We start from the raw sequence: 13,460 nt of genomic DNA, 5'->3' as shown, positions 1-13,460 counted from the left end.
TGCTCGACTGCGAGGAGCTTCGTGCTGATCTTCATCGAGAACACCCCGAAGAGCTATGCCTGGGGCTCGAAGGACGCGATTCCCGAGATGCTCGGTGTCGCGCCGACGGGCGAGCCGCAGGCGGAGCTCTGGCTCGGCGCCCACCCCGGCAGCCCCGCCCACGTCGCGAAGGCAACGAACGCGCAGCGCACCCTCATCGACCTCATCGAGAGCGACCCCGAGCGCTGGGGCGTCGACGGCGGCCCCCTCCCCTTCCTGCTCAAGGTGCTCGCGATCGAGGCACCCCTGTCTTTGCAGGTGCATCCGGATCGGGATCAGGCGTTCGCTGGGTTTGCCGCCGAGGAGCGCGCGGGCGTGCCGCGTGAGGCGCGAGAGCGCAACTACGGCGACGCGAATCACAAGCCGGAGCTCCTCGTCGCCCTCACCGAGGTGCGGGCGCTCTGCGGCTTCCGCCCGCTCGCCGAGGTGCGGCACGATGTCGCGCGGCTCTCGGCGGCGGCGCACGCTGCCGGCGATGAGGCCGGCGCCGCGGCGCTCGCCGCCGTGGGGGACCGGCTCGCGGGGGAGGATCCTGAGCCCGTGCGCCTCGGGTTCCTGCGCTGGGTGTTCACCGGGGATCCCGCGGTGCCTGCCGCGCTCCGGGCGCTGACCGATCTCTCCGAGATTGCGCGCGGGCGCACTCCGCAGGCCCGTGCCGAGGCCGCCGCTGACTGGGATCCGGATCGCGTCGCGGCGCTCAAGGCCCTGATCGCGTCCCACCCGAGCGATCCCGGGGTGCTCGTATCCCTGCTGCTGCACGTCGTGCGCCTTGCGCCCGGCGAGGCGATCTTTCTCGGCCCGCGGCAGCTGCACGCCTACCTCGACGGCGTCGCGGTGGAGGTGATGGCGGCCTCGGACAACGTGCTGCGCGCGGGCCTCACGGAGAAGCACGTCGACGTCGCGGAGCTCACGCGGATCGTGGATCCGGGCGAGATCGAGTCGCCCAGGCAGCCGTGCGAGCGCCTCGCTCCCGGTCTCGTGGCCTGGCGGCCGGGGGTTCCCGACTTCCAGCTGTTGCGGGCGCGCCTGTTCGATCCGGATCGCGACGAGACCGTCGGGAGCGGGATCGACGAGGCCGCCGAGCAGGTAACCGTCGAGGCGCGCCGCCCGCTTGTGCTCGTGGTGGTGCAGGGAAAGATCGAGATCGACCGCCCCCTGGCCGCGCCCGCGGAGTATGCGAAGGCGAAGCGGGGCCAGTCGGTCTACGTCTCTGCGGGCGAGCCGATCGAGCTGCGGGGGCGCGGCGAGGTGTTCCTCGCGACCGTCGGCTCCTGAGTGCCTGCGGGGAGGAAACGTCCCCTGTCGCCGGTACACTTATGGGCGTGTCAAATCCCGACCGCGCAACCGCTGCTGCAGATGGCGCCGTGACCGGCGAAAACCTCGCGAACCCTGATCCCGCGACCGTGAACACGGGCGCGGCCTCGGAGCAGGATCGACTCGGCGGCCTCGGCCGCGTGCTCATCGCCGTCTACATCGTGCTCGCGATGGCCGCGACCTTCCGATCGATTTACCAGATCATCTCGAAGTTCGATGAGGCCCCGCTCGCCTACACGCTGTCGGCAGTCTCCGGCGTCGTCTACATCGTCGCCACGATCGCGCTCATCAAGCGACGCGGTGCCTGGCGCACGGTCGCCTGGGCCGCCCTCATCTTCGAGCTCTGCGGCGTGCTCGTCGTCGGTACGCTGAGCATCATCGCGCCGTCACTCTTCGGTCACCCCTCGGTGTGGTCTGGCTTCGGCAGCGGCTACCTCTTCATCCCGCTGGTGCTCCCGATCCTGGGTCTCATCTGGCTGAGCCGCACGGGCCGCGCTGCGAAGCGTTCGGAGGCCGTGAGCTGATGCAGGTGGTCGAGTCGCTCGACGGGATCGACCCCGCCGAGTTCTCTGGGGGGAGCTGCATCGCGATCGGCAAGTTCGACGGCCTGCACCGCGGCCATCAGGCGATCCTGCGTCGCCTCCGCGAGGAGTCCGAGGGCGGAGCGCTGCGCACCGTCGTTGTGACTTTTCGCAACAACCCGCTCAGCTTTCTCCGGCCTGAGGCGTGCCCGCACCCGCTCATGAGCCCGGAGCAGCGGCTCGAGGCCTTCGAGGCCGCGGGGATCGACGTCTGCGTCATGGTCGAGTTCGATGCGGCCTTCGCCTCGATTCCCGCCGAGGAGTTCGTCACCGACGTGCTCGTCGGCAAGCTGGGCGCGCGCCACGTCATCATGGGCGCCGACTTCCGCTTCGGCCACCGCGGCGCAGGTGATGGCGCCCTGCTTACGAGTCTCGGCGCTAAGTACGGCTTCGACGCCGAAATCGTCGACTGGGTCGACGACGTGAGCGGCCAGGTATCCTCCTCGCGCGTGCGCGAGGCGATGAGCCGCGGCGACGTCGAGACCGTCGCCCGCATGTTCGACCGGCTGCCCGCCGTGCGCGGCGAGGTCGTGCACGGCGACGCGCGCGGGCGCGACCTGGGATTCCCGACCGCGAATCTCGGGGGCCGGATCGAGGGGCTCGTGCCGGCCGACGGCGTCTACGCCGGCTTCGCGACGGTCGGCGGCGTACGCAGGCACGCGGCGATCTCGGTGGGCAACAACCCGACGTTCACGCCCGATGAGCAGTCGCGGGTCGAGGCGTTCGTGCTCGACTTCTCCGGCGACCTCTACGGGGAGCGGATCGTGGTCGAGTTTGCGAAGCGGCTGCGCGGCACTGAGCGCTTCGCATCGCTCGAGGCGCTCGTCGAGCAGATGCACCGCGACGTCGCGGAGACCCGCGAACTGCTTTCCTGATCAGGAACGCTGGACCGGGCGGTAATTCCTGATGGTAGAATCGACCGCAAGGTCGCGCACGTGATCGTGTTCCGAGCCCCATGCCGCGCATGAGGTCAGGCTCGGACCGGCGAAGCGGCCGAGGCAACGGTACGAATTCCGAGCCCGAAACACGCCGATCAGGAGATCAATTGGCAATCACAACTGCCACGCGCCAGGCCGTCAAGAAAGACGGTGCACAGGCCAAGGCCGCACAGTCCCGCTCGAACGGGCGTCGGAAGCATCCGCACAATGAGGGGATCATTCCGCTGCTCGCCCGCGCCGTGCGCGAGGTCGAGGCCTCCGCGCAGCGCGGCAAGGCGACGCCGGCGAACCGCACGAAGTTCCACGTCATCGCGCTGCTCATGCGCGAGGAGCGCGCGCGAGTGAAGACCGACGAGACCGTCAAGGACTCGGAGCGCGCCGAGACGCTGAAGCGGCTCGACGGCGTCGCCGCGATCCTCGCGAAGACCGCGGCCCGCGACACGAGCCTCATCACCCTGCTCGAGCCAACGGCCCCCATCACCGAGGCGACGCGGCTGCTCAAGCGCAAGATGCTCACCCAGGCCGGGATCGAACTCCCCGAGGAGGAGCAGGCGGCCCCCGAGCCCGCGCGCGCCTTCGTGCCGCCGGAGCTCGCCGAGCGCCAGGTCGAGCCCGCCGGGATCGACGCGCGCCTGCTCTCCCGCCCGTTCCACGCTCCCGACCTCACGCCGCCGAAGCAGCCGACCCCGGTCGTGCGCCTCGCGAACTGGGAGCTGCTCGGGCCGCTGCTCAAGTCGTTCGAGCAGGGCGGCGGCGGATCCGCGTGCATGGAGCTCCCTGAGCCGCCGGTCCCGGATCGCCTCGCGCCCGCCGGGCGCGAGCTCATGCCGCACCAGGCACGCTTCCTCGCGAGCGTCCGCGACGGCCACCGCAGCTTCCTCCTCGCAGACGAGCCCGGTCTCGGCAAGACCGCCCAGTCGGTCATCGCAGCGTCGGTCGCGGACGCGTACCCGCTCCTCGTCGTCGTGCCCAACGTCGTGAAGATGAACTGGGCGCGTGAGGTCGAGCGCTGGACGCCGCAGCGCAAGGTTACCGTCATCCACGGCGACGGCCGCGACGTCGACGCATTCGCCGATGTGTTCGTCGTGAACTACGAGATCCTGGATCGTCATCTGAGCTGGATCTCCCGCTTCGGTTTCAAGGGCATGGTCGTCGACGAGGCGCACATGATCAAGAACGTGCAGTCGCAGCGCTCGCGCAACGTGCTCGCGATCGCCGACCGGATCCGGGAGCGCACGCCAGGCGTCTCGCCGCTCCTCATCGCGCTCACGGGCACGCCGCTCATCAACGACATCGACGACTTCCGTGCGATCTGGCGCTTCCTCGGCTGGGCCGACGCGGAGAAGCCGGGGCCGGATCTCATGGCGCGGCTCGAGAGCAACGGCTGGACGCCGGCCGACTCCTCCTTCTATCCGGAGGCGCGCCAGAGCGTCATCGACATGGGCATCGTGCGCCGCCGCAAGGTGGACGTCGCGGCCGATCTGCCGGCGAAGCGCGTGGTCGACCTGCCGGTCGAACTCGACGACGAGCTGGGTCGCGGGATCCGCGCGGCGGAGGCGCAGCTCGCGCGCAAGCTGCTCGATCGCTTCACCGCGGTCAAGAACGGCAAGCTCGGCGAGAAGCTCTCGGACGACGCGATCATCCGCATGGTCTGCGCGCAGGAGCTCGAGGAGTCGAACGCCTCGGCTGACGGCATGAACGTCTTCACGATGGTCCGCCAGATTGGCCAGGCGAAGGCCTCGCTCGCGGTCGACTACACGGCCCAGCTCGCCCGCTCGGTCGGCAAGGTCGTATTCTTCGCGAAGCATATTGACGTGATGGACCAGGCGGAGGCGCAGCTCGCCGAGGCCGGGATCAAGACGGTCTCGATTCGTGGCGACCAGTCGGCGACGTTCCGCCAGGAGCAGATCGACGCGTTCAACAGGGATCCCGAGGTCGCGGTCGCGGTCTGCTCGCTCACGGCGGCCGGCGTCGGCGTGAACCTGCAGTCCTCCTCGAACGTCGTGCTCGCGGAGCTCTCGTGGACCGACGCCGAGCAGACGCAGGCGATCGACCGCGTGCACCGCATCGGCCAGGACGAGCCGGTCACCGCGTGGCGGATCATCGCCGCGCAGACGATCGACGCGAAGATCGCGGAGCTCATCGACGGCAAGGCGGGCCTCGCGGCGCGCGCCCTCGACGGCGCGTCCGCCCCCGCGGAGGACGCCGACTCGGTGCAGCTCCAGGCCCTCATGGCTGTGCTGCGCCGCGCGGTCGACGCTGCGGCCTGATCCGGCAGCCAGCGAGGAGATTGAGATGCGTCTCGGAGTGCTCTGCTCAGGTGGCGACAGCCCCGGGATGAACGCCGCGATCCGCGGCGCCGTGCTCCGCGGCGTCGACGTGCACGGCTTCGAGATGGTCGGCTTCATCGACGGCTGGCGCGGCTTCGTCGAGGGCGAGGCGATCCCGCTCGACCGGCCTGCGGTGCGTGGGATCTCGCCGCTCGGTGGCGTCATACTCGGCACGAGCCGGGTGCCGCCGTTCGAGAGCCGCGCGGGCACGCCGGCGGAGTGGGCGCTGTTCCGCGAGCGCATGGCCAGGCACGGCCTCGACGGTTTCCTCCTGATCGGGGGCAACGGCACGCAGACGGTGTCCGCGCTCATCGCGGGCCAGGGGATCCCCGTGATCGGGCTGCCGAAGACCATCGACAACGACCTCTCGGCCACCGACTACACCTTCGGCTTCGACACGGCCGTCTCGATCGCCGCGGAGGCGATCGACCGCCTGCGCACGACGGGGGAGTCGCACCGGCGCTGCATGGTGCTCGAGGTCATGGGCCGCGACGTCGGCTGGATCGCCCTCCACGCTGGCATGGCTGGCGGCGCCCAGGTGACGCTGATCCCCGAGTTTCCCGAGACGATCGAGCACGTCGCCGAGTGGGTCGCGAGCGTGCGCGACCGGGGTCGCTCCTCGCTCGTCGTCGTCGCGGAGGGCTTCACGCTCGCGGGCCAGGATGCCCCTGTGACCAGGGGCGGCGTCGACGGGTTCGGGCGCGCGAGGCTCGGCGGCATCGCCGAGGTGCTCGCCCCGCTCATCGAGGAGCGGACCGGGATCGAGACCCGCGCGACCGTGCTCGGGCACGTCCAGCGCGGCGGTTCGCCCACCGCGTTCGACCGCGTGCTCGCGACGCGGACCGGGATCGCGGCGGCCGACGCCGCCCTCGCTGGGCAGTGGGGCACGATGGCGGCGCTCCGGGGCGACCGGATCGAGATGGTGCCGCTCGCCGAAGCCGTGAACCGGCTGAAGACGGTGCCGGGCGAGCGCTACGCGGAGGTGCGGCTCAACTTCGGCTGAGCCGCGCGCTCGCGCGGGATCCGGCGCAGTGTGCTGGGGTTTCTGCCCGGCGACTCGCCCGGGAATCCGACTCCGGTGAACGGAGGGTAAACGTGGGGGTCCTGGCTTGACCTGATCAGGGCGAGGTGGAACCATGAATACCGGCGCGCAAGCGCGTGTCAACCCCTGGTCGCCGACCATTCGGTGAACAGCTGATGACATCGCGGGCGAACCTCGCACACACCCACGAACGAAAGACGCCGGTGGAACTCACTCTCATCGTGCTGCTGGTCATCGTACTGGCCCTCTTCTTCGACTTCACGAACGGCTTCCACGACACGGCCAACGCGATGGCCACCCCCATCGCGACGGGCGCGCTCAAGCCGAAGACTGCGGTTCTGCTCGCGGCGGTCCTGAACCTGGTCGGCGCATTCCTCTCGACCGAGGTCGCAAAGACGATCTCGGGCGGCCTCATCAACGAGGGCGAGGGCGGGGTGCTCATCACCCCCGAGATGATCTTCGCCGGGCTCATCGGCGCGATCGTGTGGAACCTCGTGACCTGGCTGTATGGCCTGCCGTCGAGCTCCTCCCACGCCCTGTTCGGCGGCCTCATCGGCGCCGCGATCGTGGGTGCGGGGCTGTCCTCCATCAACGGCGGGGTGTTCCTCTCCAAGATCGTGATCCCCGCCATCGCGGCACCGCTCACGGCGGGAATCGTCGCCTTCACGGCGACCCGCGTCGCCTACGCGATCACGCGCAGGCACGACGGTAAGAAGGACGGCCGCGGCCGCTTCCGCTACGCGCAGATCGCGTCGTCCTCGCTCATCGCTCTCGCGCACGGCACGAACGACGCGCAGAAGACGATGGGCGTGATCACGCTCACCCTCGTCGCCGCGAACCTGCAGGATCCCGGCACCGGCCCGCACCTCTGGGTCGTCGTCGCCTGCGCCCTCGCGATCGCGATCGGCACCTACTCGGGCGGCTGGCGGATCATCCGCACGCTCGGGGCTGGCCTCACGCAGGTGAAGCCGGCGCAGGGCTTCGCCGCTGAGACCGCGACGGCCGCCACGATCCTCGCGTCGAGCCACCTCGGCTTCGCGCTTTCCACGACCCAGGTCGCCTCGGGATCCGTCATCGGATCCGGCCTCGGCCGCCGCGGCTCCAGCGTGCGCTGGCGCACGGTCGGCCGCATCGCCTCGGGCTGGCTCTTCACGCTCCCGGCCGCTGGCGCGGTCGGCGCCGCCGCGGCCGCGATCGCCCACCTCGGCCTCATCGGCGTGATCGCCGACGCCGTGCTCGGGCTCGGGTTCATCGTCTTCATCTTCTGGCGCTCGCGTCGCAACCAGGTCGACTCGTCGAACGCGATCCCGGTGCCCGACGTCGCAGAGTCGGGCTACGCGGTGCGCATCCGCAAGGGCAAGGTCAAGAAGGTCAAGACCAAGACGGGCACGATCCCGCCGCTGACACCCGTGGCACAGTCCGCGGTGCGCGACGACGTGGCCGCGCGCGAGGCCGCCCGCGAGGCCGAGAAGGCGGCGCGCGAGGCCGCCCGCGGGGCCGCCCGCGATGCCGGATCCGAGGGAGACGCACGATGACCATCGACTGGCTCGCCTTCCTCATCGTCTTCGCCGCGGCGCTCGGCTCGGCGGTCTTCGTGGTCGCGCTCTACTCGCTCGGGATCCGCTTCCTGGCGACGCCGGCCCCGCCGGTGCGCCGCGCCGACGGCTCCTTCGAGCCGAACGGCCCCTCCCGCGACGACGAGGACGACGACGTCGACGACCTCGGCCGCCCCCGCTGGGCCACCGTCGCCGCCAACGTCTGCTTCGGCCTCTCGGTCGTGGCGGTCCTCGTGGGAATCTTCCTGATCATCCCGGCGCTCCACTTCTGGTGAGTGGCGCCGCGGCGCGCCGCGGCGCGCCGCCCGCCCGCGCTGCCGCCCGCCCGCGCGCGCCGCGCCGAGTCGGCCGAAAGGCCCCATTCCCGCGCGTGAAAGGGGCTCTAGGGCCGACTCGATCCCGCGAATGGGGCTCAAGGGCCGACTCGACCCCCGAATCTCCCGCGGGCCCGAGCCCCGTGCCCCGGGCCCGCGCCCCGCGCCTCCCGCGCGCCTCCCCTCCACATCCCACACCCTCCCTCGCTCTTGCCGAGTGGGCCGAAAGGCCCCATTCCCGCGCGTGAATGGGGCCTAGGGGCCGACTCGATCCCGCGAATGGGGCTCAAAGGCCGACTCGACCCCCGGATCCCCCGCGGGTTCCGGATGAGGGCCCCGCGCCCCGTGTCCCGCGCCTCCCGCACGCTTCCCCGCCCCTCCCTCACTCTTGCCGAGTGGGCCGAAAGGCCCCATTCCCTCGCGTGAATGGGGCCTAAGGGCCGACTCGATCCCGCGAATGGGGCTCAAGGGCCGACTCGACCCCCGGATCGAAACCCCGACCGAGATCGAAACCCCGCCCCGGATCGAAACCCCGCCCGGGATCCGGATCCCGACCCAGTGATCAGGTGCTTCGCGGCCCCGCGGGACTAGTCTTGGCGCATGAGTGTGCAGACCCCCGACACCGCCTACGCCGCGACCGATCTCGCTCGGATCCCCGGCCTCGTGAGCGGCGTGCGCTACGGCTTCGAGCTCGGGATCACCCGGCCGGCGGCGTGGCGCCGCGAGCAGCTGACTCGCCTGCGAAACCTCCTGATCGGCCGCGAGAAAGACTTCGAGGCCGCGCTGCAGCGTGATCTCGGCAAGTCGGCGACGGAGTCGCAGCTCACCGAGATCGGGTTCCTCGTGGTCGAGATCGACCACGCGCTCGCGCACCTGGCCTCCTGGATGCGCCCGCGCAGGGTCGCCCCGCCGCTCGCGCTGCAGCCCGCGACCGCGAAGGTGCTCCCCGAGCCCCTCGGCGTCGTGCTCGTGATCGCGCCGTGGAACTACCCGCTCATGCTCGCGCTTTCGCCCGTGATCGGGGCAATCGCCGCCGGCAACACCGTCGTTGTGAAGCCGAGCGAGCTCGCGCCCGCGACCTCGGCGCTCATCGCCAAGCTCCTCCCCGACACGCTCGATCGGCGCGCAGTCGCCGTGGTCGAGGGCGGCGTCGAGGAGACGACCGAGCTCCTCGCCCAGCGCTTCGACCACATCTTCTACACGGGCAACGGCAGGGTCGGCCGCATCGTCGCACACGCGGCGGCCGAGCACCTCACCCCGACGACCCTCGAGCTCGGCGGCAAGTCGCCCGTGTTCGTTGACGGCACCGTGCCGCTCGCGGAGGCCGCGAAGCGGATCGTGTGGGGCAAGTTCCTGAACGCGGGGCAGACCTGCGTCGCGCCCGACTACGTGCTCGCCGAGTCCGCAGTGCTGCGGGCCCTGATCCCGCACCTGCGCGACGCAATTCACGAGCTCTACGGCAGCGCGATCGCCCGCAATCCCGACTACGGCAGGATCGTGAATGCGCGGCAGTTCGAGCGCCTCGAGTCCTACCTCGCGCAGGCCGAGCGCGATCCCGCGGCGTTCGGCGAGATCGTGGCTGGTGGGGAGCGGGATCCGGAATCCCTGTTCTTCGCGCCGACCGTGCTCGCGCGCGTGCCCGCGGAGGCGCCCGTCATGCAGGAGGAGATCTTCGGCCCGATCCTGCCGCTCGTCGAGGTGCGCGACCTCGATGCCGCGCTCCGCCTCGTCTCGTCGCGCGACAAGCCGCTCGCCGCCTACGTGTTCAGCGACGATCAGGCGACCCGCGCCCGCTGGGAGCGCGAGACGAGCTCGGGCGCGCTCAATTTCGGCGTCCCGGTGCTGCATCTTTCGGTGCCAGGCCTGCCCTTCGGCGGCGTCGGCGAGAGCGGCATGGGCGCGTATCACGGCGAGCTTTCGTTCCGGATCTTCAGCCACGAGAAGCCCGTGCTGTCGAAGCCGCTCGTCCCCGACACCCTCGCGGCCACGATCATGCCGCCGTACACCGCGGGCAAGGACTCCCTTGTGCGCACCTGGCTGCGGAGGATCCTCTAGGCCTCGGCGAGCTCATTGCCGGACGGGGGGCGGGCAGTGTCACGCGACGTGCGGGAATGGCCAGATAGATAGGATGGCGAACGTGGAAAAGCGCAGTAACGAGCCAGGAGCTCCGGATCCGGGCGAGCGGCCCGACGCCGCGGTCGAGCTCCCGCTGGGCGTGCGCGTCGCCGCTGCCTGGTCGTGGCGTCTCATCGCGATCGGGCTCGCGCTTGCGGGCTTCTTGTGGCTGATCGTGCAGGTGCGGATCATCGTGATCCCGCTCCTGATCGCGATCCTGTTCACCGCACTGCTCGCCCCGATCGTGCAGTGGTTCGAGCGGCAGGGGGCGCCGCGTTGGCTCGGTGTCGTGACGGCGCTCGCCGTGTTCGTGGCGTCCGTCTGGGTGCTCATCACGCTGATCGTGAGCCAGATGCGCACGGGTTTCGACGATCTCGCGAAGCGCTCCGAACAGGTGTGGTGGGAGCTACGGCATTGGATCGAGAGCAGCCCGCTCGGGATCTCTGCCGAGGAGCTCGACAAGTTCGTCAACCAGATCTTCAAGACGATCGAGCGCCACCAGTCGGAGATCTGGAACGGCGCGCTCGGCGTCGCGACGACCTTCGGCCAGCTCGTGACGGGCGCCCTGCTCACGCTCTTCTCCCTGATCTTCCTGCTGATCGACGGCAAGCGGATCTGGAACTGGGTGCTCGGATTCCTGCCGGCCAAGGCGCATGCGCCCGTGGACGCCGCGGGGCGCGCCGGGTGGATCTCGGTCGGCCAGTACGTGCGGGTGCAGATCTTCGTCGCGTTCGTCGACGCGGTGGGCATCGGCGTCGGCGCGGCGCTCCTCGGCGTGCCGCTCCCGATCCCGATCGCGATCCTCGTGTTCCTCGGCTCGTTCATTCCGTTCCTCGGCGCCATTACGACCGGCGCCCTCGCGGCCTTCATCGCGCTCGTGTACAACGGCCCGGTCAACGCGCTCATCATGCTCGGCGTCGTGATCCTCGTGAACCAGATCGAGGGGCACATTCTGCAGCCGCTCGTCATGGGCAACGCGGTGAAGGTGCACCCGCTGGGCGTCGTGCTCGCGGTCTCGACGGGCGCGCTGCTCGCTGGCGTACCCGGGGCGCTGTTCGCCGTGCCGATCGCCGCGGCCGCGAACTCGATCGTGAACACGATCGTCGGAAAGGAGTGGATCCCGGGTTCCGACCCTGTCGCCGAGTATCACCGGCAGGACAAGATCCACCATCGCGCTAGGCACCGCGCCAGGAACGTAGCGAAGCTCCGGCGCAAGGAAGGAAACTCATGACCGAGTCGTACCAGGCACCCACGCTGGAGGAGTTCACGCGAGCCCTCGATGTCGTGCATCGGGTGACGCGGCGGACGCCGCTCGAGTCCTCGAGGTTCCTGGCCGAGATTCTGGGCGCCCCGCGCGTCTATCTGAAGTGCGAGAACCTGCAGCGGACCGGGGCTTACAAGCTGCGCGGCGCATACAACCGTCTGACGCAGCTGAGCGACGAGGAGAAGGCGCGCGGGGTGGTCGCCGCGTCTGCGGGCAACCACGCGCAGGGCGTCGCGTTCGCGGCCCGCGAGCTCGGCATCAAGGCGACAATCTTCATGCCGCTCGGCGTCGCGCTGCCGAAGCTGCAGGCCACGAAGAATTACGGCGCAGACGTGCAGCTCGTGGGCGCAAGCTTCGACGAGACGAACCGGGCGGCGCAGGACTTTGTGCGCGAAACGGGTGCCGTGTTCATCCCGCCGTTCGACGATGCTGGCGTCATCGAGGGGCAGGGCACCGTCGCGCTCGAGATGCTCGACATCGCCCCCGAGATCGAGACGCTCGTCGTGCCGATCGGCGGCGGCGGCCTCATTGCCGGCGTCGCGGCGGCGGCGAAGCAGTGGGCCGCGGCCAACGGTCGCGAGATCCGAGTCGTCGGCGTGCAGGCCGAGAACGCGGCGCCCTTCACGGCGTCGCTGGAGGCGGGGGAGCCCGTCACGATCAAGACGAAGTCGACGATCGCCGACGGGATCGCGGTCGCCCGGCCGGGTGACCGCAACTTCCAGGTCGTGCAGGAATTCGTCGACGAGGTCGTGACGGTGAGCGACGACGACATCGCCCGCGCGATCGTCATGCTGCTCGAGCGCGCGAAGCTCGTCGTGGAGCCGGCAGGCGCAGCTGGTGTCGCCGCGATGCTCGCGGGCAAGATCGACGCGCACGGCGCCCCGGCGGCCACGATCCTGTCGGGCGGAAACATCGATCCGCTGCTGCTGCAGCGCGTGATCGGTCACGGCCTCGCGGCCTCCGCGCGCTACATGAAGCTCCGGATCCTGCTCCCCGACGTGCCGGGCCAGCTCGTGCGCACGGCGTCGATCGTCGCGGATCAGAACGCGAACGTGGTCGAGGTGATTCACACGAGGCACGCGACGGAGCTCCCGGTCAGCGAGGTGGAGCTGGAGCTCCACGTCGAGACGCGCGGGCACGAGCACGGCGAGGCCGTGGCGCAGGCGCTGCGCGACGCGGGCTACGAGGTCCGCGTCGGCGAAAAGTACTAGCGGTCGCCGGTTGTTAGCGATTTCGGGGCTTCCGGGCGCCCGGAAGCCCCGAAATCGCTAACAACCCGCCCCACGGCTCCGCGCTACTCCGCGAGCGGGGCGCCGGCCTGGGCGGCGAACAGCCTGATGGCGCGCAGCGCGTCCGCGACCGTGATGCTGCCGCCAGCGACGATGTGCAGCCCGTAGGCGTCCTCGAGCGCGACGAAGTTCATGGCGACGTCGTCGAGCGGCCCGGTGAGCTCGAACTCCCCGCTGGCGACCCCGTCGGTGAGGATCGCCCGGTAGAGCCCCAGCTGCTCGCCGTAGAGCTGCTGCACGAGCTCGTCGTGCAGCGGCGACTTCCCGGCGAGCACGTCGAACTCGTACAGGATCCGCATGAGCCCGTCCTCCGGCCCGTCGGGCAGCCCGGCCTCGACGGCGGTGCGCAGCTTCGCCCGCGCCCCGGTCACCCCGGCCACGAGCTCGGCCCGCTCCGCGCCGACGCGCGCCATGCCTGCGGCGTGCGCCTCGACGAGGATCTCCTCGAGGTCCTCGTAGTAGTAGAGCAGCGCCCCGCGCGTCACGCCGGCCTGGTTGGCGACGTCGGTGAGCGAGAGGTTTCGCAGCCCGTGCACCGCCGCGGCGTCGAGTGCGGCGTCGATCATCTCGCGTCGCCGCTGCTGCTGGGTGCTCGGACGGGCCATGCCAGCAAGTATGCCAGCCGCCGCGAACGAGTTTCTTGACTTCTGAGTAAATTAATTTACTCTGGAGTGAAAG

11 protein-coding genes are annotated in these 13,460 nt (G+C 70.4%); 10 read left to right on the top strand and 1 reads right to left on the bottom strand.

Annotation, left to right across the window (positions count from 1 at the left end; translation table 11 throughout):
• Positions 1–21: 21 nt before the first annotated feature.
• From manA to ilvA, 10 genes are all read left to right on the top strand, one after another.
• Positions 22–1,314 (top strand): mannose-6-phosphate isomerase, class I, encoded by a 1,293-nt coding sequence (gene manA, locus ACOPJ3_RS13375; protein ID WP_427869655.1) that lies wholly within the window; start codon positions 22–24, stop codon positions 1,312–1,314.
• 209 nt (positions 1,315–1,523) lie between these two features.
• Positions 1,524–1,877 carry a hypothetical protein gene (locus tag ACOPJ3_RS13370; RefSeq protein WP_427871236.1) on the top strand — a complete coding sequence of 118 codons (354 nt, stop codon included), beginning with the start codon at positions 1,524–1,526 and terminating at the stop codon, positions 1,875–1,877.
• Positions 1,877–2,809, top strand: coding sequence for a bifunctional riboflavin kinase/FAD synthetase (locus ACOPJ3_RS13365; RefSeq protein ID WP_427869654.1), 933 nt, complete (start codon positions 1,877–1,879; stop codon positions 2,807–2,809). The genes ACOPJ3_RS13370 and ACOPJ3_RS13365 overlap by 1 nt, the downstream gene beginning before the upstream one ends.
• A gap of 170 nt (positions 2,810–2,979) precedes the next feature.
• Entirely contained in the window at positions 2,980–5,142 is a 2,163-nt protein-coding gene (locus ACOPJ3_RS13360) for a DEAD/DEAH box helicase (protein WP_427869653.1), read from the top strand.
• Positions 5,143–5,167: 25 nt separating this feature from the next.
• A complete protein-coding gene (locus ACOPJ3_RS13355; protein ID WP_427869652.1) occupies positions 5,168–6,205 on the top strand; it encodes a 6-phosphofructokinase in 1,038 nt (345 codons plus the stop codon).
• Between the two features lie 242 nt (positions 6,206–6,447).
• The gene (locus tag ACOPJ3_RS13350) at positions 6,448–7,779 is read left to right on the top strand and encodes an inorganic phosphate transporter (protein ID WP_427869651.1); all 1,332 of its coding nucleotides are present in this window, start codon (positions 6,448–6,450) and stop codon (positions 7,777–7,779) included.
• Entirely contained in the window at positions 7,776–8,075 is a 300-nt protein-coding gene (locus ACOPJ3_RS13345; RefSeq protein ID WP_427869650.1) for a hypothetical protein, read from the top strand. Before ACOPJ3_RS13350 ends, ACOPJ3_RS13345 begins: the two co-directional genes overlap by 4 nt.
• Positions 8,076–8,714: 639 nt before the next feature.
• Positions 8,715–10,169 (top strand): aldehyde dehydrogenase family protein, encoded by a 1,455-nt coding sequence (locus tag ACOPJ3_RS13340; protein ID WP_427869649.1) that lies wholly within the window; start codon positions 8,715–8,717, stop codon positions 10,167–10,169.
• 82 nt (positions 10,170–10,251) lie between these two features.
• Positions 10,252–11,460 (top strand): AI-2E family transporter, encoded by a 1,209-nt coding sequence (locus ACOPJ3_RS13335; RefSeq protein WP_427869648.1) that lies wholly within the window; start codon positions 10,252–10,254, stop codon positions 11,458–11,460.
• Entirely contained in the window at positions 11,457–12,704 is a 1,248-nt protein-coding gene (gene ilvA, locus ACOPJ3_RS13330; RefSeq protein ID WP_427869647.1) for a threonine ammonia-lyase, read from the top strand. Before ACOPJ3_RS13335 ends, ilvA begins: the two co-directional genes overlap by 4 nt.
• 83 nt (positions 12,705–12,787) lie before the next feature.
• Here ilvA and ACOPJ3_RS13325 read toward each other — a convergent pair whose 3' ends face one another.
• Positions 12,788–13,387 carry a TetR/AcrR family transcriptional regulator gene (locus ACOPJ3_RS13325; RefSeq protein WP_427869646.1) on the bottom strand — a complete coding sequence of 200 codons (600 nt, stop codon included), beginning with the start codon at positions 13,385–13,387 and terminating at the stop codon, positions 12,788–12,790.
• Positions 13,388–13,460: the final 73 nt, after the last annotated feature.

Origin of the sequence: Leucobacter luti (assembly GCF_050310065.1) — a bacterium.
In the GTDB taxonomy this organism is placed as follows: domain Bacteria; phylum Actinomycetota; class Actinomycetes; order Actinomycetales; family Microbacteriaceae; genus Leucobacter; species Leucobacter luti_B.
This window is presented reverse-complemented; position numbering and strand designations above follow the sequence as displayed.